Source organism: Aminobacter aminovorans (assembly GCF_900445235.1).
In the GTDB taxonomy this organism is placed as follows: domain Bacteria; phylum Pseudomonadota; class Alphaproteobacteria; order Rhizobiales; family Rhizobiaceae; genus Aminobacter; species Aminobacter aminovorans.
The window spans coordinates 4,612,700-4,634,171 of sequence record NZ_UFSM01000001.1; the positions used below are offsets into that span (position 1 = coordinate 4,612,700).

At 63.2% G+C, this 21,472-nt stretch carries 21 protein-coding genes and 1 pseudogene; 6 read left to right on the plus strand and 16 right to left on the minus strand.

The features are described from left to right. Window positions 1–16 precede the first annotated feature (16 nt). The 5 genes from DY201_RS22750 to DY201_RS22770 are packed head-to-tail and all read right to left on the minus strand — an operon-like array spanning window position 17 to window position 4,560. The gene (locus tag DY201_RS22750; protein ID WP_115733190.1) at window positions 17–310 is read right to left on the minus strand and encodes a hypothetical protein; all 294 of its coding nucleotides are present in this window, start codon (window positions 308–310) and stop codon (window positions 17–19) included. 52 nt (window positions 311–362) lie between these two features. Continuing rightward, window positions 363–1,361, minus strand: coding sequence for a L,D-transpeptidase (locus DY201_RS22755; RefSeq protein WP_207904322.1), 999 nt, complete (start codon window positions 1,359–1,361; stop codon window positions 363–365). A gap of 15 nt (window positions 1,362–1,376) precedes the next feature. Beyond that, complete coding sequence (locus DY201_RS22760; RefSeq protein WP_115733192.1) at window positions 1,377–3,449, minus strand: M13 family metallopeptidase; 2,073 nt, start codon at window positions 3,447–3,449, stop codon at window positions 1,377–1,379. A gap of 45 nt (window positions 3,450–3,494) precedes the next feature. Beyond that, window positions 3,495–3,815 (minus strand): hypothetical protein, encoded by a 321-nt coding sequence (locus DY201_RS22765; protein WP_115733193.1) that lies wholly within the window; start codon window positions 3,813–3,815, stop codon window positions 3,495–3,497. Between the two features lie 43 nt (window positions 3,816–3,858). Beyond that, entirely contained in the window at window positions 3,859–4,560 is a 702-nt protein-coding gene (locus DY201_RS22770) for an SH3 domain-containing protein (RefSeq protein WP_115733194.1), read from the minus strand. Window positions 4,561–5,004: 444 nt separating this feature from the next. Here DY201_RS22770 and trbF point away from each other — a divergent pair. Next, window positions 5,005–5,413 (plus strand): annotated as a pseudogene (trbF, locus tag DY201_RS22775) (conjugal transfer protein TrbF); the annotation flags it as partial. Between the two features lie 813 nt (window positions 5,414–6,226). Here the strand turns inward: trbF and guaA are convergent. Both guaA and DY201_RS22795 read right to left on the minus strand, forming a co-directional pair. After that, on the minus strand, window positions 6,227–7,789 hold the full coding sequence (gene guaA / locus DY201_RS22790; RefSeq protein WP_115733197.1) for a glutamine-hydrolyzing GMP synthase: 1,563 nt from the start codon (window positions 7,787–7,789) through the stop codon (window positions 6,227–6,229). A 97-nt stretch (window positions 7,790–7,886) separates the two neighbouring features. Then, window positions 7,887–8,345: a MarR family winged helix-turn-helix transcriptional regulator gene (locus DY201_RS22795; protein ID WP_115733198.1), complete on the minus strand. Its 459-nt coding sequence runs from the start codon at window positions 8,343–8,345 to the stop codon at window positions 7,887–7,889. 60 nt (window positions 8,346–8,405) lie between these two features. Here DY201_RS22795 and DY201_RS22800 point away from each other — a divergent pair, with 60 nt between their 5' ends. Continuing rightward, the gene (locus DY201_RS22800) at window positions 8,406–8,729 is read left to right on the plus strand and encodes a hypothetical protein (RefSeq protein ID WP_115733199.1); all 324 of its coding nucleotides are present in this window, start codon (window positions 8,406–8,408) and stop codon (window positions 8,727–8,729) included. A gap of 92 nt (window positions 8,730–8,821) precedes the next feature. Here DY201_RS22800 and DY201_RS22805 read toward each other — a convergent pair whose 3' ends face one another. From DY201_RS22805 to katG, 5 genes are all read right to left on the minus strand, one after another. Then, entirely contained in the window at window positions 8,822–9,454 is a 633-nt protein-coding gene (locus DY201_RS22805) for a 5'-methylthioadenosine/S-adenosylhomocysteine nucleosidase (RefSeq protein WP_115733200.1), read from the minus strand. A 4-nt stretch (window positions 9,455–9,458) separates the two neighbouring features. Beyond that, window positions 9,459–9,917, minus strand: a complete 459-nt coding sequence (locus DY201_RS22810; RefSeq protein WP_115733201.1) for a PaaI family thioesterase — start codon at window positions 9,915–9,917, stop codon at window positions 9,459–9,461. A gap of 79 nt (window positions 9,918–9,996) precedes the next feature. Further along, entirely contained in the window at window positions 9,997–10,449 is a 453-nt protein-coding gene (locus DY201_RS22815; protein WP_115733202.1) for a TspO/MBR family protein, read from the minus strand. Window positions 10,450–10,551: 102 nt separating this feature from the next. Continuing rightward, complete coding sequence (locus tag DY201_RS22820) at window positions 10,552–11,835, minus strand: RsmB/NOP family class I SAM-dependent RNA methyltransferase (RefSeq protein WP_115733203.1); 1,284 nt, start codon at window positions 11,833–11,835, stop codon at window positions 10,552–10,554. Between the two features lie 276 nt (window positions 11,836–12,111). After that, entirely contained in the window at window positions 12,112–14,298 is a 2,187-nt protein-coding gene (katG, locus tag DY201_RS22825) for a catalase/peroxidase HPI (RefSeq protein WP_115733204.1), read from the minus strand. A gap of 311 nt (window positions 14,299–14,609) precedes the next feature. Between katG and DY201_RS22830 the strand changes: the two genes are divergently transcribed. Continuing rightward, window positions 14,610–15,515, plus strand: coding sequence for a hydrogen peroxide-inducible genes activator (locus tag DY201_RS22830; protein WP_115733205.1), 906 nt, complete (start codon window positions 14,610–14,612; stop codon window positions 15,513–15,515). Here DY201_RS22830 and hisG read toward each other — a convergent pair. Genes hisG through hisS form a run of 3 tightly spaced genes read right to left on the minus strand, consistent with a single transcriptional unit; the run spans window position 15,484 to window position 18,825 of the window. After that, complete coding sequence (hisG, locus tag DY201_RS22835; protein WP_115733206.1) at window positions 15,484–16,185, minus strand: ATP phosphoribosyltransferase; 702 nt, start codon at window positions 16,183–16,185, stop codon at window positions 15,484–15,486. The two genes, DY201_RS22830 and hisG, sit on opposite strands and share 32 nt — an antisense overlap. Beyond that, window positions 16,185–17,303 carry an ATP phosphoribosyltransferase regulatory subunit gene (locus DY201_RS22840; RefSeq protein WP_115733207.1) on the minus strand — a complete coding sequence of 373 codons (1,119 nt, stop codon included), beginning with the start codon at window positions 17,301–17,303 and terminating at the stop codon, window positions 16,185–16,187. Before DY201_RS22840 ends, hisG begins: the two co-directional genes overlap by 1 nt. Before the next feature lie 4 nt (window positions 17,304–17,307). Then, window positions 17,308–18,825 carry a histidine--tRNA ligase gene (hisS, locus tag DY201_RS22845; protein ID WP_115733208.1) on the minus strand — a complete coding sequence of 506 codons (1,518 nt, stop codon included), beginning with the start codon at window positions 18,823–18,825 and terminating at the stop codon, window positions 17,308–17,310. A gap of 190 nt (window positions 18,826–19,015) precedes the next feature. On the opposite strand from hisS, the gene DY201_RS22850 reads away from it, so the two are divergent. Together DY201_RS22850 and DY201_RS22855 are read left to right on the plus strand one after the other, a co-directional pair. After that, the gene (locus tag DY201_RS22850) at window positions 19,016–19,198 is read left to right on the plus strand and encodes a hypothetical protein (RefSeq protein WP_131922221.1); all 183 of its coding nucleotides are present in this window, start codon (window positions 19,016–19,018) and stop codon (window positions 19,196–19,198) included. Between the two features lie 31 nt (window positions 19,199–19,229). After that, complete coding sequence (locus DY201_RS22855) at window positions 19,230–19,616, plus strand: hypothetical protein (RefSeq protein ID WP_115733210.1); 387 nt, start codon at window positions 19,230–19,232, stop codon at window positions 19,614–19,616. 38 nt (window positions 19,617–19,654) lie between these two features. Here DY201_RS22855 and DY201_RS22860 read toward each other — a convergent pair whose 3' ends face one another. Continuing rightward, window positions 19,655–20,293, minus strand: coding sequence for a DNA-3-methyladenine glycosylase I (locus tag DY201_RS22860; protein WP_115733940.1), 639 nt, complete (start codon window positions 20,291–20,293; stop codon window positions 19,655–19,657). 317 nt (window positions 20,294–20,610) lie between these two features. Between DY201_RS22860 and DY201_RS22865 the strand changes: the two genes are divergently transcribed. Next, complete coding sequence (locus tag DY201_RS22865; RefSeq protein WP_115733211.1) at window positions 20,611–21,390, plus strand: L,D-transpeptidase; 780 nt, start codon at window positions 20,611–20,613, stop codon at window positions 21,388–21,390. Window positions 21,391–21,472 lie beyond the last annotated feature (82 nt).

Here is a 21,472-nt window from a genome sequence, read left to right on the forward strand (position 1 = left end):
CAGGTTGGGGTAACGCCTACTTGACGGCGCAGACACCGTTAGCGCCGCCCTTGCCGGTGTACGAAACATCTGCGGAACCATCTGGATTGATGCTGAGCGAAATGGTGACGCCGCCGCCTTTGATCTCGTAGTAATTCTCGTTGAAGACCTTCAGCTTGCCTTCCTTGCCGTCGATGTAAACGGGACCGCCTTCGTCGGCATGGACCTCGATACCAGTCGGGCATGTGGCGTTGAGAAGCGGAATTTTGGCGGCGGCCTCCCCGGCCAACGCCACGCCAAACGTTGCGACAAGCAAAACACGCGACTTCATCTGTGCCTCCTTTTGGGATATTTTCTAAACTTCCTCACCAGCGCCCGCGACGCTAGTAGAGGCCCTCACCGGTGAAGATGGTGAAATTGTCAGCAGTCCGATTGCTGGAACCGCTCGACTCGTCGGTAAGGACCAGGGTCATACCCTGCCTCATCGCCTTCTGAACCTTCTTCAATATGTCTGGATGCGCCTTCACTCGCCGCAACGCATTGTCATCGGCATTCTTGCTGCGGGAAGACATCGCCATCGACACCCACGTTAGCTCTTTCGTCCCTTCGTTGACCTGAGTGAGCGTATAAACGTGCCTGCCTATGGGCTTTTCCGGCTGTGCTATGTCGACTTTTCCGGTGGCGACGATCCTGGCGTTGTCCCACAGGCTTATCGATCGGTCCTTTGCGCTGACGACGATGCTGGTCGCACTGGTTTCCTGGCTGCGCCCTTGCGCGTATTGGTAGTGCTTTATCGAGGCGTCCACCGCGCCGAATTCCTGGCTCGCATAATTGCCGAGAACCATGCCAGGATGCACCACTGAGGCTGGCTGTGAATTCTCGTCGGCGATGACCACGGTCATGTCGAGCTTGGTGATCCCGAAGAGAAGTTCCGAGAACCCTAGCGGCAGCCGCACGCAGCCGTGAGACGCAGGATAGCCGGGCAGGTTGCCGGCGTGCAGCGCGATCCCAGACCAGGTCAGTCGGTTCATGTTGGGCATTGGCGCGTTGCTGTAGGTACTGGAACGATGATGCTTGTCCTTCTGCAGGATCTTGAACACGCCTGTCGGCGTGCCGTGACCCGGCTTTCCGGTGGAGCAGGACGACGCCGCTATCCTGATGCCGTTTCGATAGACATGGACCATCTGGTCGGGAACGGAAACAATGATCACGACAGGCCCAGTCGGCGACCTCTCGGGGAACCAGTTGTATTCGCCGTTCTGAAGAAAGTCCGCGGTCTTGTTGGCCCTGGTGTCGGCAAGAGCGCTCGCGACCAAGCCCGACCAGACGGAAGCCGCCACACCCAATCCGAACGCGCGTCTGCTGATACCGTCGTTAGGCAAAGATGGCATCCTTGGTCACCATGCCTTTACGCGCTTCTCGGGCGGCAGCCACATGGGATCACCTTGCTTGATGTCGAATGCTTGATAGAAGGCGTCGAGGTGCTGGAGCGGCGCTACGGCTCGGTAGTTATTCGGCGGATGGCCATCACCTGCAACGATGGCGCGCTGGTATTGGTCCGTGGCCTTCCACGTCCACATTTGGGCCCAGGATATGAAACAGCGCTGCGCCGGCGTCAGCCCATCTACTTTGACGTTCTCGCCCGGGTGCTCCTTCAGATAATCCATCAACGCAGCGTAGGCGAGCGTGATGCCTCCCACATCGGCCATGTTCTCCCGGACATTCAGGGGACCATTGGCATGGAGACCGGGCAGGACTTCAAATGCGTTGGCCTGGTCAATCAGCTTCTGCGCCTCGGCTTCAAAAGCCTTGGCGTCTGAAGGCGCCCACCAGTCGCGGAAGTTGCCCTGCGCATCATATTGCCGGCCGCCGCTGTCGAAGCCATGGACCATCTCGTGCCCGATGATGCCGCCTATCCTGCAAAAATACACGGCAGCATCCATGTCGGGCAGGAAAGCGGGCGCTTGCAGGATGGCGGCGGTAACCTCGAACCCATTGATCGATGGCGTATATCCCGCATTGATGACGATTGGCAGCGTGGCGGAAGAGCTGTTGAACTCCTCGTGTACCGTCGGTTTCCCCTGCTTTTCGATTTCCCGCTTTTGGCCGAAAGCGCCAATATTGATCATATCGGCCACCAGGTCCGGCCCGATCTCGACTCTCGAGTAGTCTATCCAATGTTCCGGGTAGCCGACGCGATAGTAGAATTTGTTCACCTTCTCGAGAGCCGCGGCACGGGTGGCGTCAGACAGCCATGCGCGCGATGGTATCCGCTCACGGAATGCGGTCAGGATGCGTTCGACCATGTCGAGCGCCTTTTGCTTGTTCTCTTCAGGGAAGAAGCTCTGGACGTAGATCTGGCTGACCGGATGTCCGAGGTTGTCTTGCAGCAGCTTCAGCAGCCGCTCCTGTCGCGGCTGTTGAACGCCGACCCCGGTCAGGGCTTCCTGCAGCGCCAGTTCCGGCGCGTCGAACGCCGTCGTCAGGACAGGGCTGAACGACCTTACAATGCGAAAGGCAATGTAGTCCTTGATTTCGCCGAGCGGCCGCTCGCGCAGCAGTTTCGATAGCACCGGCAGATAGCGCGGTTCGTACATCACGACCGACTGAGGGACTTCATACCCGACGCTGCGGAAGTAGGCTTTGAGGTCCAGTTCAGGAATCTGGGGCTGCAATTCATCGAATGTCGCCTTCGTGAAGCGATTGCGCGGGTCGGCGCCTTCGGCCGGAGACAATTTTGCGGCGTAGAGTTCGGTCTCGACGGTCAGCGTGAGGTCGGCGATTCGAGCTGCCTCTTCATCGGGGTATCCAGCGATCTGCATGACTGACGCGACGTACTTGCGATATGCCGCACGACGCGGGTCATCCGGTGCCGCGGCCAGTATCGAATCGAAACCGGCTTCTATCCCGAAGCCTCCTCCGACGGCATAGAACGCGTTCCGCGTCGTGTCGGCCGGATCGTTCAAGGTCGCAAAGGCGGCAAAAAGGATCGGTCCGTTGACATAGATTTGCCGAGCCATGACCTGAACCAGATCGTCGAACGACTTTATCGCCGCAACGCGGTCAAGCTCACCGCGGATTGGCTCGATGCCGGCAGCATCGAGCTTAGCTGTATCCATGTACGCGTTGTAGAGACTCCCGACCTGCTGCACCGGGATGCCTTTCGGCGCGTTAGCCGCCTCCTCGCCTGCTTTCGCAACGGCAAGCGACATCTGGGCGCGTAGCCTCTCGGCCATGACATCGAAAACGCCGTAGCTCGACAGGCGGGCGGGACGGTCCACCCTGTCGAGCCAGGCTCCCGAGGCATACCGATAGAAGTCTATCCCCGGTTTGACGCCCGGATCCATGTTGGAGATGGAGAAGACGAGCTTGTCGGCGTCGAGGGCTGGAAGACCGGCAGCATCCTCAGCGCGCGCGGAACCTGCGACCAGCGCGGCAAGGAAGAACGTGGCGGCAGCACGCAGGCGCATCGATCTCACGGCGTTCTCCTCTCCCACGCTCCTCAGTCTCGCCGATCAGAGCTTGCCCTCGTCTGTCAACGACATCACATTTGCGACGACGCCGCTGTTGGAAACCGTGCACTGCCACCGCGCACGCTCCGGACCGACGCCAATGGTGACCTGCGAGTTCGCCTCGGAATAAAGCATGTCGAGAATGACGCCCTGCTGGGTGTTGGTGGTACGGGCCACCTCGCGAAGGCAGGCGTTTCGTGCGACCTGGGGCACGCTCTGGTCCATCATGGGCGCTGCCGCGCCGGCAGGCACGGACGAGCCGGAATCGGTCGAGCAGCCGGCTATGAGCAACGACCCTGCGAGCAGGAAATAGTATCGGTTCATGTCAGTCCTCCCTGAAACGCACTCTTGCGGACACGACCGTTTGCTAACCGCCCGACTCGACCAGGAACCGTCCCGCCGCCCAGCCCGAACCACTGCCCTCGCGCCGCTCGACCTTGCACCAGCGTGTCTGGCCGTTCATGCGGCAGCCGAGATTGCGCAGGACCGCGCCATTGCGCAAGCGAACGACGATCGGGGCCTGCGCCGTCGGGCATGACCGGACATTGAGCCGGTCTCCCGGCGCGACATTCGCCACTTCCCAGAAATCGGGGCCGCCTGACAAGCCGTCGGCATAGTCCGGTACAGTCTTGGCGTCGTCGCCATTGGCCGGATTGCCGCCGGTAACCTCCAGCCTGAGACTGTAGTCGGCAGTTTCGTTTCGACGCGCCGCGTTGCGCATCAGGTACACCTGGATGCGGTAGTCGCCGCTCGACTGAACGATTACATCGGCCAGTTCACCCGACGTCGAACTGTTGTAGATCGCTTCCGACGCGCCGGGCGCCCAGATGTTGAAGTAGTTGCTGGCATTGTCCGTCTTCAAAGTCGCCGCAAGTCGCTGCCCGGCGCGGACGTTGATCCGGTAGTTGACAGTTTCGTAGCCGGCGATGCTGTCCTGCACGGTCTGCGAGGAGCGTCCGCTTGCGAAAATGATGCGTTCGGATCGCTCCTGCGCGAGCACGGGCTGAACAACCGGGAGCAAAATGATACCCAAGAGGATTGCTCCAAGGGCCACAGCCAGCTTGGTCATCAAACCTCCCAACGACGTGAGCCGCAGAAGCTATCGCTTTACGTCAGGAATGTTGCACGACTGGGTCCAGCAGGACCAATGATTTTATTTGCCCTTCTTGGAGAAAAACTAATGAGTTGGCCTGCGATTTCGTCGCAATAATCCGGCCATGAGCCACAGCCGCACCAATCACGGTGCGGCGCATCGAAGGTACAAGAATGTCCACCCGCAGCGCAAAGCTGGCTGTTGCCTCTTCACCAGCCGATGGCGAAGGATTTCGGGTGTCAGCCGGCGTACACGGTGAAGGGTTTCGGCATCTTGGCGATCCAGCTCTTCGACACGTTGATGGTGCTTGCCGTGATCATCGGCATGGCTCGACAGTTCTCATCCAGTTCACGCAAGGCTCTGGCAGCCAAACCCCGAGCATCGACGACGTCATGGCTGTCGTGCTCGCCGCACTCCGGCCCGACCGATCCGCAGATCGCACGGTACCTCGCCCACTTCATCGAACAGGTCCGCTCGATCCCGGCTGACCCGATCATCGAGCGCCAGAACTGGCTGCGCGCCTATGCGTCGAGCACGGATCGCAGTGCGGCGGCGCTCAACGACTATGTTCGCACCAATGACCCATTCACCGAAGTCGGCGAGCAACAGATCGCCGTCGAGGTCTCCTCGGTCAGCCGCGCATCTTCGGACTCTTTCCGCGTCGGCTGGACCGAGCGCCGCTGCGAGAGCGAGAAGCTCTGCGACCCAGTGCTGGACTGCGACCCTGACCAACGTGATCCAGCCGCCACGCGATGCCGAAAGGCTCAGCGCCAATAGGCTCGGCATCTACGTCAATGCCATCAGCTGGTCGCAGGAGATGAGCCAATGAAACAGCTCACGATCCGTAGAGGCGGCAACCTGACCTTCCGCAAATCCGTGGTTCCAGTCCTTTGCCCCATCTTGCCCTATAGCTGATCTGAATATTAGCATTCACTTGGGTGTGGGGGAGATTCGACTGCGTGAAGGACAATAGACCTAAGCGGGGCAGGCCCCCGACGGGCAGCGTACCAGTGCATGTAAGATTATCGGCTGAAGTTCTGGATGCCATAGATGCCTATCGCCAGGGCAACGTGGCGCTCGGCAATCGCCAGGATGCTGTTCGCGCCTTGCTTTGCGAATATCTCGTGCTGATCGGACAATTGCCGGCCGCCAAAGACTAAGGCGCATACCGCCCCAAATGCGGTAGTCAAAGAACTGTCATCGCCCGCGTGGGATAGCAGGCTCGTATCCGACAGCGACCCTGATCCTCCCGATTGCCTGGCAGCACTGCGGGGCTGTTCGCATTCGCAGCGGTTGAGTAAGCTCGGAATTGGCCAGCAAGGATCCGTGCCATTCAACGAGATCGATCAGCCCCAGGACCTATATGATAGGGCGCAGCGCAGCATTCAGCGCTCCAGGCGGCAGAGATTGACGCCTGCCCAAGCAGCCGAAGTGCAGCAGCGCGAGAAGCTGATGCAGGAGATCGAGACCGAAATCCGCCAGTTGAGCCGTCGATCGAGACGAAGCGCCAGCAGGTCATCGGCATGGGTGGGGAGATGCAGAAGATCTACGACGCCCTGGTGGACGGCGCCGAACAAGGCGTGACCGGAGAGCTGCTATTTCGACATGTCGTATTTTTTGGATACGCCCGGCTGGACCTTAATCATTCCCACTCGATCGTGCCTGGCGGCTTGGACGTGACGTCGTAGACGACGCGGTTGATGCCACGGACCTCGTTGATGATGCGGGTGGCGGCCTGGCCGAGGAAGTTCATGTCGTAATGGTAGAAGTCGGCGGTCATGCCGTCGACCGAGGTCACGGCGCGGAGCGCGCAGACGAATTCGTAGGTGCGGCCGTCACCCATGACACCGACGGTCTGGACCGGCAGCAGCACGGCAAAAGCCTGCCAGATGGCGTCGTAGAGGCCGGCCTTGCGGATCTCGTCGAGATAGATCGCATCGGCTTCGCGCAGGATCTCAAGCTTCTCGCGGGTGATGCCGCCCGGACAGCGGATGGCGAGGCCTGGTCCGGGGAACGGATGGCGGCCGATGAAGCTGTCAGGCAGGCCGAGTTCCTTGCCGAGCACACGGACCTCGTCCTTGAACAGCTCGCGCAGCGGCTCGACCAGCTTCATGTTCATGCGGTCGGGTAGACCGCCGACATTGTGGTGCGACTTGATGGTCACAGAGGGGCCGCCGGTGAAGGATACGCTCTCGATGACATCCGGATAGAGCGTGCCCTGGGCGAGAAAATCGGCGCCGCCGAGCTTCTTGGCTTCTTCCTCGAACACTTCGATGAACAGGCGACCGATGGTCTTGCGCTTCTTTTCCGGGTCGGACTCGCCTTCGAGCGCCGAGATGAAGCGCTCGGAGGCGTCGACGAGGATCAGCGGCAGGTTGTAGTGCTCGCGGAACATGGCGACGACGTCGGCCGCCTCGTTCTTGCGCATAAGACCATGGTCGACGAGGATGCAGGTCAGCTGGTCGCCGACAGCCTCGTGGATGAGCAGTGCCGCTACAGACGAGTCGACGCCGCCCGAAAGGGCGCAGATGACCTTCTTGTCGCCGACCTGCTGGCGGATCGCCTCGACGGCATGCGCGCGATACGCGTGCATGGTCCAGTCGCTTTCGATGCCGGCAATGTTGTGGACGAAGTTGCGCAGCAGCTTGGCGCCGTCGGGCGTGTGCACGACCTCGGGGTGGAACTGCACGGCGTAGAAGTTGCGGCTCTCGTCGGCGATGGCCGCGAATGGCGCGCCATTCGAGGTGCCGATGACGCGGAAGCCCTCGGGGATCTCGGTGACGCGATCGCCATGGCTCATCCACACCTGATGGCGGGTGCCCTTGGCCCAGACGCCCTCGAACAGCGGGCTGTCGTCCTGGATCTCGAGAAAGGCGCGTCCGAATTCGCGGTGATGGCCTGCCTCGACCTTGCCGCCGAGTTGGGCGCACATGGTCTGTTCGCCATAGCAGATGCCGAGCACCGGGATGCCGGCCGAAAAGACGGCTTCAGGGGCGCGCGGGCTGCCGATGTCGACGGTGGAGTGCGGGCTGCCCGAGAGGATCACCGCCTTGGGGTTGATCCGCTTGAAGGCTTCTGCGGCCGACTGGAAGGGCACGATCTCGGAATAGACCCCGGCCTCTCGCACGCGACGCGCAATGAGCTGCGTCACCTGGCTGCCGAAGTCGATGATGAGGACGGTTTCGGGGTGCTCGGAGTTCTTCATGGCGGGCGTTTAAAGAAAGAATCACGTCTGTGCAATGGGCTCGATTGCATGGGTGACAAGTGCGCTGTGCAGGGCCCGACCTGTCCGGCCCGGCCGATCACCGGGCTTGCGGTTCAGCGAGAGCGCGCAACGCTGCCATCAAGGCATCGAAGCCGCCCTCGCCAAGATGCTGCCGGTAACGCTTTTCGATGTCGAGCTTGATGGCGTCGCCGTCGTCGAGCGCGGCAAGGCCTTTTGCGGTGTAGAGAACCAGCTTGCCGCGCTTGTCCTCAAGATCGGGCGCGCGCTCGATGACGCCCTCCGCCTCCAGCCCGTCGAGCAGTTGCTGCACCGCCTGCTTGGAGATGCTGGCGCGTTCGATGAGCGCTGCCTGCCTGGTGCCGCGGCGCGCGATGTGGCCGAGCAGGCCGGCACGGCTTTCGCTGAACCAGCCATGGCCGGCCGCGCGCATCGCCTCGGCGAACTCGGCCTGCCAGGCGCGGCTCGCCTGCCACAGGCGCCAGCCGACATGGTCTGGCAGTGGTTTTTCCGCGTTTTCGTCAAGCTGCTTGACCATTTTTCCAATCGCGCATATCGTCAAGATACTTGACCAACTGGGTAGCAAGAGGAAACGACGATGGCAATTCTCGATCAAGACGCCCTGAAGGTGCTGATTGCAGGCACGACCCATGTGCTCGACCGCAACGGCAAGGAGGCCTATGTCTATTTCGAAACCGGCGATGTGGCGCACATGCTGCTCGACGACGGCGAGACACGCACGGGAACATGGGCGCTCGCCGAGGGCGGCTATGTCGTCGACTGGGACAATGGGGTGACCGGCCGCTGGGCGCTCGACCACGAGGCCGGCGAAATCACTTATGTGAGCAGGGACCGCGACGTCAAAGTGCGGCTTGCGGGTGTCCTGTTCGGCAACGCCAAGAACTTGCCGCGCGCTGCCTAGAGGGCTTCTGCTTTTCTTCGAAAAGCGCAATCCTTCCAGCTGTCTGGTTTCGGCTTCCTGGGAAAACCGCTGAACACTTTTTCTGGAATTGCCTAGAGCCTCAGCTCGCCGCTCTGGATGGCGCGGCCGAGCAGGTTGACGGCATGCGCCAGCTTCTCGTCGACGACGTGGAGATACTCGGTCCAGTCGCCGACATGGCTGATGTCGGCGGCACCGTCGGAGATGCCGCGCAGGCCGATGAGCGGCACGCCGAACATCTGGCAGGCGCGCAGCACGGCAAAGGTCTCCATGTCGACCATGTCCTCCCGAATCGCATCATAGGCGCTGCCCGAAATGATGGTGCCACCGGTGGAGAGGCTAGCCGCCCTGACACCGGGAATGCGCAGCGGCAAGGCCACCGTCGCCGGCAAATCGAGGAAGGGCGTGGTGCCTTTCGCAAAGCCGAGGGCCGAGGCGTCCATATCGCGATAGGCTACCGAAACGGCCTGGTAGACCTCGGTCTGCTCCAGCCTGCGGCTGCCGGCCGAGCCAAGGCAGACGACGAGGTCGGGAAGCGCGTTGCAGGCAGCGAGCCGCGACAGTTCGGCACCGACATTGACGCCAGCCTCGACCGGGCCGACGCCGGTCATCAGCGGCTCGAACAACTCACGCAGATGCGGGCCATATTCGGCATTGACGGCCATGACGAACAGGACGTTGCGGCCGGAGAATTGGGCAACAGGCACGGTTTCAGCCCTCGATGCCGTCGCGGCCGGCGATAGCCATCATCGTTCCGGTCATGGTGGCGATCAGCTTGGCCTCGCCGTCGGCCGCGATGGCATAGGCCTGGCCGTCGGCGACGACGATCGTGCGGCCCGGCTTGGTAACGGAGCCGCGGAACAGGAAGCGCTCGCCCTTGCCGGGTGCCAGCAGATTGACCTTGAACTCGATGGTCAGCACGCTCGAATTCTCGGGCATCAGCGAAAAGGCCGCGTATCCGCAGGCGGAATCGAGAGCGGTGGAAATAACGCCGGCATGCAGGAAGCCATGCTGCTGGGTCAGCTCGCCGGAATAAGGCATCTCGATCTCGACGATGCCTGGAGTGACCAGCGTCAGTTCGGCGCCGATGGTGCGCATCGCGCTCTGGCGCGCGAAGGACGACCTGACGCGCTCGTCATAGTCGGCCGCGGGTACGATCTTGGCTGCCATATCGGATGTCCTCTTGGCTTCGCTTATCGCAAAGCCGGCAAAAGCTGGCAACCGGAAATGCTGCAGTGCAAAACTGAAATCAGTTCAACCACCAAAGCGCAGCATTGAGCAACGTGGCGAAGGCGACCCAGGCGGCATAAGGCGCAAACAGCCAGGCAGCGACACGGTCCGATTTCGCTGTAGTCGCCATGAAGCCGAGGATGGCGCCAAGCAAGGCCAGGATGACCAACAGGGCCAGGCCCATCTGCTGCAGTCCGAAGAAGGTCGGCGACCACAGGAAATTGAGCACCAATTGGGCAACCCACAGGCGCATGGCAGCGCCATGAGGATCGCTGGACCAGACGCGCCAGCCGGCGAGCGCTATCAGGACATACAGCACCGACCAGACCGGACCGAAAATCCAGTTTGGCGGATTGAAGAATGGCTTGGCGAGCCCGGCATACCACTCGCCCGGCAGCGTCAGATAGCCTATGAGCAAGCCGCCGCCGAAGACGACGACGATGAAACCGAGCAAGGCGACGTATCTGTTCATGCGACCTCCTGCACTGCGCACCCGAGGCGCAGAACGCCAAAGGCCGGATCTGGTTGCACATTTCGCTCCGCCACAGCGCAGAACGACCTGTGCCACGCGAGATCAGGCGCGACGCATCGCGGCGAAATAGAAGCCGTCGGTGCCGCTGCGGGCCGGGGTCAACGACAGGCCCTGTTCCCCGAAGCGTACGGCATCGCTGCGACCAGGAAAATGCTGCGACCAGAGGGCCTGGTGGTCGACGGTTGTGAAGCGTTCGTTGCGTTCGATGAACGCTGCGACCTGGTCGGCATTCTCCTCGTCGAAGACCGAACAGGTGATGTAGACGACGAGCCCGCCCGGCTTCACATAGGCGCTGGCGGTGTCGAGAATAGCCGACTGCTCGGCCTTGCGCACGTCAAGCTGGCGCTGTGTCAGTCGCCACTTGGCGTCGGGCCGGCGGCGCCAGGTGCCGCTGCCGGTGCAGGGCGCGTCGATCAGAACGAGGTCCATGTGACCGCTCAGGCCCAAGAGCTCGGATGGCTTGGACACCACCTGGACATTGCGGTTGTCGGAGCGACGCAGCCGGTCGAACATCGGCGCGAGCCGCGACTTCTCCGAATCGTGGGCGAATATCTGGCCGCGGTTTTCCATCGCCGCCGACAGCGCCAGCGTCTTGCCACCGGCACCGGCGCAGTAATCGAGAACCTGCATGCCGGGCAACGCGCCGGCCAGTTCGGCCGCCAGTTGCGAGCCCTCGTCCTGGATCTCGAACCAGCCCTTCTGGAATGCCGGCTCGGCCTGGACATTGGGGTGGCGACCGCTGCCGTCGATGGGGGGAATACGCACGCCATGCGGGGCAAGTGCGGTCGGCGCTGCCTGAGTGCCTTCGAGTTCGGCGATGACGCGGGCGCGGTCGGCCTTCAGAGTGTTGGCGCGAATGTCGAGCGGCGGACGCGCGGCAAGGGCGGCTCCCTCGGCGACCCACTCCTGGCCAAAGGCGCGTTCGAGCAGCGGTGCGCACCAGTCGGGGCAGTCGGCGCGAACGGCATCTGGCGCATTGTCCAACTTGTTGTTGGCGATCGTCGCAAGTTCGGCAGCACTCAACGGCTCAGGCGCAAACTTGTCGCCGTCGAGCGTCTGGTTGAGCGCTTCGGCGGACTGGTCCCATTCGAGCAGCAGGGCGCCGAAGCCGAGCGCGCGCGAAGTCTCGTCACCGACCAGCCAGCCGGCGGAACGCTTGCGGCGCAAGGCGTCGTAAACGATGTTGCCGATCGCGGCGCGGTCGCCGGCGCCGGCAAAGCGATGGGAAAGGCCCCAATCTTTCAGTGCGTCCGCGGCGGGCCTGTGCCGCCTGTCGATGTCGTCGAGAACTTCAATGGCCGCAGCCAGTCGTCCGCCAAGTCGCATATTCGGTTTTCCGCTTTCGGTTGACCCGTATCAGACCTAGCTAAACAGCAGAGGCGGAATGCACAAGCGCCGGCCAGCCTTGTCGAGGCAAAAACTTCCCATAAAGGCGCACAGCGCAAAATGAAACAGGCGCGGATCGCTCCGCGCCGGTCTCGTTAGAGCGTTTCCGCTTTTCTTCGAACAAGCGGAATCTCTCTACCGTTTGTTCTTGCGCAATCCCGAACGGAAAACCGCTACACCCTTTTCCTGGAATAGCCCTGGATCCGTTCGGCCCGCTTATGCGAAGCGGTCGGCGTTCATCACCTTGTTCCATGCGGCGACGAAGTCTTTGGCGAACTTCGCACCGGCATCGGCGGAACCATAGACTTCGGCCAGCGCACGCAATTGCGAGTGCGAGCCGAACAGCAGATCGACGCGGGTGCCATACCACTTCACTTCCTGCGTGCTTCTATCACGGCCCTCGAAGAGGTCCTTGGCGTCCGACGTTGCCTTCCACTCCGTGCCCATGTCGAGCAGGTTGACGAAGAAGTCGTTGGAAAGCGTGCCAGGACGGGTCGTGAAGACGCCGTGGGCAGTGTCGCCGGCGTTGGCGCCGAGCACGCGCAGGCCGCCGACCAGCACCGTCAGTTCCGGTGCCGTCAACTTCAACAGCTGCGCACGGTCGATGAGGTTCTCCTCGGCGCTCAGGCGCTGACGGCCGCTCGAATAGTTGCGGAAGCCGTCGGCGGTGGGTTCGAGCGGGGCGAAGGAATCGACGTCGGTCTGCTCCTGCGAGGCGTCCATGCGGCCCGGCGTAAAGGCCACCGTGACGTCATTTCCGGCATCCTTGGCCGCCTTCTCGACGGCAGCTGCACCGCCAAGCACGATCAGGTCGGCGAGCGACACCTTCTTGTTGCCCGCCTGCGACGCGTTGAACTCGTTCTGGATCGCTGCAAGCTTCTCCAGCACCGAGGCGAGCTGCGCCGGCTGGTTGACGGCCCAATCCTTCTGCGGGGCAAGGCGGATGCGCGCACCATTGGCGCCGCCACGCATGTCCGAACCGCGGAAGGTCGAGGCCGAAGCCCAGGCGGTCGAGACCAGCTGCGACACTGAAAGCCCCGAGCCGAGGATCTTGGCCTTGAGGGCCGCGATATCGGCATCGTCGACGAGCACGTGGTCGACGGCGGGGATCGGATCCTGCCAGATCAGTTCTTCCTGCGGCACCAGCGGACCGCGATAGCGGGCAAGCGGGCCCATGTCGCGGTGGGTCAGCTTGAACCAGGCGCGGGCGAAGGCGTCGGCGAACTGATCCGGGTTTTCCAGGAAGCGGCGCGAGATCTTCTCGTATTCGGGATCGAAGCGCAGCGACAGGTCGGTGGTCAGCATCGCCGGAGCATGGCGCTTGGCCTTGTCATGCGCATCCGGCACGGTGCCGGCACCCATATTGTGCTTGGGCGTCCACTGGTGTGCGCCGGCCGGGCTCTTGGTCAGCTCCCATTCATAGCCGAACAGGTTCCAGAAGAAGTTGTTGGTCCATTTGGTCGGCGTCGTGGTCCATGTCACTTCGAGGCCGGAACCGATTGCGTCGCCGCCCTTGCCGGTACCGAAGCTGTTGTGCCAGCCAAGACCCTGCAGCTCGAGATCGGCTGCTTCGGGCTCCTTGCCGACATTGGCGGCGTCGCCGGCGCCATGGGTCTTGCCGAAGGTGTGACCTCCGGCGATCAGGGCAACGGTTTCCTCGTCGTTCATCGCCATGCGGGCAAAGGTGTCACGGATGTCGCGCGCGGCTGCGAGCGGATCAGGATTGCCGTTCGGGCCTTCCGGGTTGACGTAGATCAGCCCCATCTGCACGGCGGCCAGCGGCCCTTCGAGCTCGCGGTCGCCGCTGTAGCGTTCGTCGGCCAGCCACTTGCCTTCCTTGCCCCAATAGATGTCCTGCTCGGGCTCCCAGACGTCGGCGCGGCCGCCGGCGAAGCCGAAGGTCTTGAAGCCCATCGTCTCCAGCGCGACGTTGCCGGTCAGGATCATCAGGTCGGCCCACGAGATCTTGCGGCCATATTTCTGCTTGATCGGCCACAGCAGGCGGCGGGCCTTGTCGAGATTGACGTTGTCAGGCCAGCTGTTGAGCGGAGCAAAACGCTGCTGGCCCGCACCCGCACCGCCACGGCCGTCGGCGATGCGGTAAGTGCCGGCACTGTGCCAGGCCATGCGGATGAAGAGCGGGCCGTAATGGCCGAAGTCTGCCGGCCACCAGTCCTGCGAATCCGTCATCAGGGCGGTCAGGTCCTTGATCACCGCGTCGAGGTCGAGGCTCTCGAATTCCTTGGCGTAGTCGAAGGCTTCGCCCATCGGGTCGGACAGGGCGGAGTGCTGGTGCAGGACGCTGAGGTCCAGCATGTTCGGCCACCAGTCGCGATTGCCGGTGCCGGTGGGCTTGTGGGCGACAGGGCACTTGCCCGCGCTCGTCTCGGTCGTGGTATCCATCTGAAATCTCTTTCCGAACGTCTTTGCGTGGTTGGTTTGCGGCCTGTCGGGCATCCTGCGACAAAGGCAGGACGAGGCCAGAAGCGGTCAGGCCAATGCGGCCATGACGGGGTCGGGCACGGGGTCCGCAGCGTTCCTGAACATCTTCATTTTCGTCATGGCTTGCGCCCTCCCTCTGGATAGAACTTGCTAGACCGTTTTAGGCGCGAAACTGAATACTGTATACCGCCCTGATTGGAATAGTTCCAGTCTAGGATGCGATTCCGATAAAGCCAAATTGCCTTTTCTAAGAAGTTTGATAGCTTTTGATTATGATCCGCCTCACAATCCGACAGATGGAATATTTCGCGGCGCTGGCGCAAACGCTGCATTTCGGCCGCGCCGCCGAATATGCCGGCGTCAGCCAGCCGGCGCTTTCGACCCAGATCGCCGAGTTGGAGGAACGGCTCGGCTGCACGCTGTTCGAGCGCGGCGGCAAGGCCGTGCGGCTGACCGAGGATGCGCTGGTCTTGCAGCCAAGCATCGACAGGATCCTCACCGACATCCGCGAGGTCGAGGCAACGGCGCGGCGCGGCCGGCTGGCCATGGAAGGGCGAATGCGGCTTGGCATCATTCCGACTGTGGCACCCTATCTGCTGCCGCACGTGCTGCCGGCGCTCAAGGACGAATACCCCAAGCTCAGGCTCGAACTGCGCGAGGCAATCACCGGTGCGCTGGCCGAGGACGCGCTGAACGGGCGCATCGACGCCTTCGTGGCAGCCCTGCCGCTCGACCATGCCGGGTTGATGACACAGGAGCTGTTTTCCGATCGCTTCTACCTCGCAGTGCCGGCAAACGACCCCGACTTCGTTTCACCGCCAGTGCCGCCGGAAAGTCCGGCGCTGGAACGGCTGATGCTGCTTGAGGAAGGCCATTGCCTGCGCGAACAGGCGCTGGCGGTATGCGGCAGCGTCAAGCCGGTGGCGATGGCCAATTATGGCGCAACCAGCCTGACGACGCTGTTGCAGATGGTGGCGCATGGCCTCGGCGTGACGCTGATACCTGAGATGGCTGCAGGTCCAGCGAGCGACCAGCGCGACCTGAAGATCGTGCCCTTCGCCGAGCCGGTGCCGGAGCGGCGCATCTGCCTTGCCTGGCGCCGCAACAGCCCGCGGCACAATGAGTGCCTGGAGCTGGCGCGGATTGTCAGCGGACTGCAGCCGCTATTGCGGCATTGAACTCGGCGAGAGTCGCCTCGTCGGCGGCGGTACGGGCCTTCAGCGACTGCACGAGGCAGGCCTGCGAGCGCAGGATGACGCCGTCCGACAGGATCTTCAGGTGGTTGGCGCGTAGCGTCGAGCCCGTCGAGGTGATGTCGACGATGACGTCGGCGGAGCCTGCGGCCGGCGCGCCTTCGGTGGCGCCGAGGCTCTCGACGATGCGGTAGACCTGGATGCCGTGCATCTGGGAGAAGAACTGCTGCGTAAGCCGCCAGTATTTGGTGGCGATGCGCAGGCGGCGGCCATGGCGCTGGCGGAAATCGGCGGCGACATCGTCGAGGTCGGCCATGGTGTCGACGTCGAGCCAGATGTCCGGCACGGCAACGACGACATCGGCGTGGCCAAAGCCGAGGCGAGCTGATATCGCGGCCTTGCGTTCCCAGTCGGCGAGGTTTTCGCGGATCAGGTCCTCGCCAGTGATGCCGAGATCGACATTGCCCTGGCCGATCTCGCCTGAGATTTCCGACGCCGACAGGAAGGCGATCTCGATGTCGGGGCGGCCTTCGATGGTGGCACGGTAACGACGGTCGTCGTCGGGCAGGTTGACGGTGAAGCCGGCCTTGGCCAGCACCTCGAGCGCCTGCTCCTTGAGCCGGCCCTTGGAAGGAAGTGCGATCGAAATGGCCATCAGCGCGCCTCCCTCAAGGCTTCGATACGGTCGAGCCAGACGGAGAAGCCGACGCCGGGAATGGGCTTGCCGGCGCCGAGCAGGGTCAGCAGGCGGTCGTAGCGGCCGCCGCCGGCCAGTGGCCGATCCGCCTCGGGACCGAAGATCTCGAACACTAGGCCGGTATAATAATCGAGCGGACGGCCGAAGGCAGCATCGTAACGGACGGAGCCGGTGGCGAGACCGTGACCTGAGATCGCCTTGGCGCGGGCGGCGAAATTGTCGAGTGCAGCCCCCAGCGTCAGGCCGGCACCTGCAGCGAACTCCTTGAGTGCTGCCGGCGCGTCGTCGAGCGCCACGTCGATGGCGAGGAAGCGTTCGAGCGCTTCGAAGGCATCGCTCGACAGCCGCACGCTGCGCAGTTCGGCCTTTTCGATCAGGCGGCGGGCGATGTCGTTGGGTGTACGGCCGGCGGATGGCGAAAGACCGGCCTGCTCCATGCCGGCGGCGATGTGGGCGGCAAGCGCGTCGTGGTAGCCGTCGGCGACGAGCGACGCTGCGGGCTCAGCAAGGGCCGAGGTGCGGGTGGGGGCTGCGAGATCGCCGAGGGCGGCAGCCAGAAGCTCGGCCGAGCCGAAGGCGCGGGCAAGACGCATGCGCCAGCCGCGCGGCAAGCCGAGCGCTGCAAGAACCGCCTCGAAAATCGCCTGGTCACCGAGCGTGACGGTCAACTCATGTCCCGGCAGGCATAGCGACAGCAGCGCATGCGCGTCAGCCACCGAGCGCGCATCGGCCGCGGCGATGTCCTTGTCGCCGAGATCCTCGACGCCGGCCTGGAAAAACTCGTTTCCGCCCTCGCGGCGCTGGCGAAACACCTCGCCTAGATAGGAATAGCGGCGCGGCGTGCCGGACTGGGTGTGGATGTGGTCGAGGCAGACCGGAATGGTGAATTCCGGCCGCAGGCAGAGTGCGGCACCCGTCTCGCTTTCGGTCAGGAAGATACGGCGGCGCAGGTCTTCGCCGGCCATGTCGAGGAACGGGTCGGCCGGCTGCAGCACCGGCACATCGACGGCATCGGCCCCGCGCGCGGCGAAGAGCTTCAGGATGTCGGATGCAATCGCCGGATAACGCGCGTTCATGGCCTTACTGCCTGGCCCGCTCTTCCGCCTGCGCGGCCAGGACCTTCTTCACCTCGGCAACGAGCTCGGCCTCGGCAACGGTGACCTGGGCCGGACGCGCGGCGCGCCATTCGGCATTGTCAGTGATTTCGGCGGACATGCGCGCACCCTCGATCAGGTCCTTGATCTGGACCTGGCCATTGGCGCGCTCGTCGCCGCCCTGGATGATCACGACACCCGAGCCCCTGCGGTCGGCATATTTGATCTGCGCCTTCATGCCGGCACCACCGAGATACATTTCGGCACGCACGCCAGCGCGACGCAGGTCGGCGACCATCTTCTGGTAGCGGCCGAGGCTTTCGGTGTCCTTGTCCATGACCAGCACGACGACGGGTGCGACGACGTCCGACGTGTCGAGCTTGCCAAGGTTCTTCAGCGCGGTCATCAGGCGCGACACGCCGATGGAGAAGCCGGTCGCCGGAACCGGCTCGCCACGAAAACGCGAGACGAGGCCGTCGTAGCGGCCGCCGCCGCCTACCGAACCGAAGCGCACGACCTGGCCATCGTCATTGGGAATCTCCGCCAGCAACTCGGCTTCGAAGACAGGACCGGTGTAATATTCAAGGCCGCGCACCACCGACGGATCGACCTTGACGCGGCCGTCGTCATAGCCGGCCGCGGCGGCAAGAGCACCGATCTGAGCGAGCTCTTCCACGCCTTCGGTCCCCCTGGCATTGCCGGCAACGATGGCACGTAAGTTTTCGGCGGTGGTCGCCACATCGGCAGAGCCAGCCTCGGTGAAGGCGATGACGGTGGCAATCGCCGCTTCATCCAGGCCAGCACCCTTGGTGAAGTCGCCCTCGCCCTCCTGGCCGCCATCCCACCGCCCCTTGCCGAGCAGCAGGCGCACGCCTTCGGGGCCGAACTTGTCGAGCTTGTCGATGGCGCGCAGCACGGTGAGCCGGCGATTGACGTTCTCGTCGCCGCCAAGTCCGATGGCCTCAAGCACGCCGTCGAGCACCTTGCGGTTGTTGACGCGGATGACGTAGTCGCCGCGCTTGATGCCGAGCGCTTCCATCACGTCGGCCATCATCATCGTCATCTCGGCATCGGCCGCGACACCAGGCGTGCCAACGGTGTCGGCATCGAACTGCATGAACTGGCGGAAGCGGCCGGGACCGGGCTTCTCATTGCGGAACACCCAGCCGGAGCGGTAGCTGCGGTAGGGTTTGGGCAGCTTCTCGTAGTTTTCGGCAACGAAGCGCGCCATCGGCGCGGTCAGGTCGTAGCGCAGCGACAGCCACTGCTCGTCATCGTCCTGGAACGAGAAGACGCCTTCATTGGGCCGGTCCTGGTCGGGCAGGAATTTGCCCAGCGCGTCGGTGTATTCGATCAGCGGCTGGTCGACTGGCTCGAAGCCATAGAGTTCGTAGACCTCGCGGATCCTAGCCATCATTTTCTCGACGATCCGGATGTCGTCCGCACTGCGGTCGACGAAGCCGCGCGGCAGTCGCGCTTTCATCTTTTCCGATTTGTCGGCCATGGCGAGAATTCCGCTGTTTTCCAGAAATTTTGGCCGCGATCACGGCGCGGCGTGTCGTAACCGAAATGGGATGGAGCGGCAAGCGTTTGGCTCACCGCGGGGAAGCCGAAACATTTCCACAATTTGACCGACATCGTGCCGATACAGCTCGAAGCGACAAGGCGCAGCATTGAATGCCAGGACAAACACGATGCCCACGATCGCAGCAGAACTCGATAAGACCGCAACGCAGCCACTGCCGGCGCGGCGCGAAGAGGTCGCCCCGCGACGGGCGGCATCATTCGGGGATACGCTGCTTGCGGTGGGCCTCGTGCTCTATCCGGCACTTGCCGCCGTCGGTGCCATCGCAGCCGGCCTGATGTTTTCCGCTTAGGACCCTCATCCGGTCCCGAAAGGGCACTGCCATGCCACGGATCGCTTCAACCGTAGCGCTTTGCGCGCTGTCGCTCGCCGCCGGGCTTGCAACGGCTGCGGCCTGCTCACCCGGCGACCCCAGGCTCGCCGGACATTATTATCTCAACGGCGTGATGGAAGTCGGCTCCGAACTGCTGCTCAGGCCGAACGGCAGCTTCGAGTTCATGCTCGCTTATGGCGCCAACGACCAATACGGCAAGGGCTGCTGGGTGAAGCGCGGCGCGACCGTCGAGGTCATCCCTGCCGGGCGCAGCGCCGCCTCCCGCCGCCACACGCCGGACGACCGCGGCTTCGGCGGTCTGGTGCTGACGGTTTCCGGCCGGTCGCTGGTCTGGAACATCGCCGGCAGCGGCTACAAGGGCCGGTATGAACGCTAAACGCGTTCTCCCCTTGTGGGAGAAGGAACTTGGCCCCCTCACACCGGCCGCTTGAACGCCTTGCGCTCGGCTTCGATCTTGCCGCGGCACATGCAGCCTTCGATATGATCGTTGACCATGCCCATCGCCTGCATGAAGGCGTAGACGGTGGTCGGGCCGACGAAGCTCCAGCCGCGTTTCTTCAATTCCTTCGAAATGCGCGTCGACGTCGGCGTCGTCGGGTTGGCGATCAGCGTCGGATAGTCGACGACCTTGGGCCGTTCGTCCGGGCCGGGCTCGAACTTCCAGAACCAAGCCGCGAGCGATCCGGCCTCGTCGGCGAGTTCTCGAGCCCGTTTGGCATTGTTGATGGTCGAGACGATCTTGCCGCGATGGCGGACAATACCGGGATTGCCAAGCAGCCTCTCGATATTGGTTTCGCCATATTCGGCGACCGTGTCGAAGTCGAAGCCGGAGAATGCCTCGCGAAAGCTCTCGCGCTTGCGCAGGATGGTCAGCCACGACAGGCCGGACTGGAACCCTTCGAGGCAGATCTTTTCGAACAGCCTGACGTCGTTGACGACCGGACGGCCCCATTCATTGTCATGGTAGTGCAGATAATCGGGCAGCGTGCCCGGCCAGAAGCAGCGTGTCACCCCATCCGCGCCGACCATCAGGCCTGTCTTTTTCTCGTCCATGTCCATTCCGTTCGTTAACAGTCCAGTGCATGACCCCGAAAATCGAAAGCCGATTTTCGGAAAAGGATCATGCACCGACCCAAAGTGTTACAGCGTCCTTTGCGCGTCCAAGAGGACGCGCGGCGCTGTAATCGCACTGATTTACCGGTGGTTTACCAGACTCCTGAACCGGCTGGTAACCACACCAAAAGCTTTCCTGACAATCTCGCATTTTAAGCAACCCGATTCATGTTTCGGTGGGAAGGCGCGGACAACATGACCCTGAAAAGGGAATGGGTCGTGCCCTGCCCCGCTGACGATCGAGTTGAGAGCACGTCATGAGAAAACCTCTGATCCTGTTGGCATCGGCCGCCATGTTGGCCGAGCTTGTTTCGCCGGCTCTGGCCTATGACCGCTACGCCGAGCGGCCACCTGTCGTAGTGAGCCCCGACCTGTCGGCGCCCTGGGTGCTGCAGCTCGGACGCAATCCCGGCGAGGTGATGCCGCGTCAGCAGCGGCGTCCGCAGCGCGCCCAGGTTCAGGTCAGGCCGGCGGCACCGCGCGAGGCACCCCGCACCGCCCAGCGCCAGAAGGTCCGCCCCGACGGCGTGCAGACCGCAGCCTTGCGCGCCCCGGAAAAGCGCAGCGTGAAGCCGCAGATCAATCCGATCTACCTGCCCCAGACTGTCGCCTATGACGGTGCTGAGGAGGCCGGCACCATCATCATCGATACGACGGAGAACTTCCTCTATCTCGTCGGGACGGACGGACAGGCGCGGCGCTACGGCGTCGGCACCGGCAAGCCGGGCTTCGAGTGGTCGGGCACGCACAAGGTGACGTCGAAGCGCGAATGGCCGGAATGGCGGCCACCGGCCGAGATGATCGCGCGCGAACGCGCCAAGGGCCGCGTGCTGCCGGCGATGATGACCGGCGGCCCGGAAAACCCGCTCGGGGCGCGCGCGCTCTATCTCGGCTCGACGCTGTACCGCATCCACGGCACCAACCAGCCATGGACGATCGGCGGGGCTGTGTCGTCGGGCTGCATCCGCATGCGCAACGAAGACGTCATGGATCTCTACGAGCGCGTCGCGGTCGGCACCACTGTTATCGTCAGGTAATCATCAGGTTACGGGGGCGGAGCCGGCCGCAAGGCCAGGCTCCCATGCAAAAGGGCAGTGCGGCGGAAGACCGTGCTGCCCT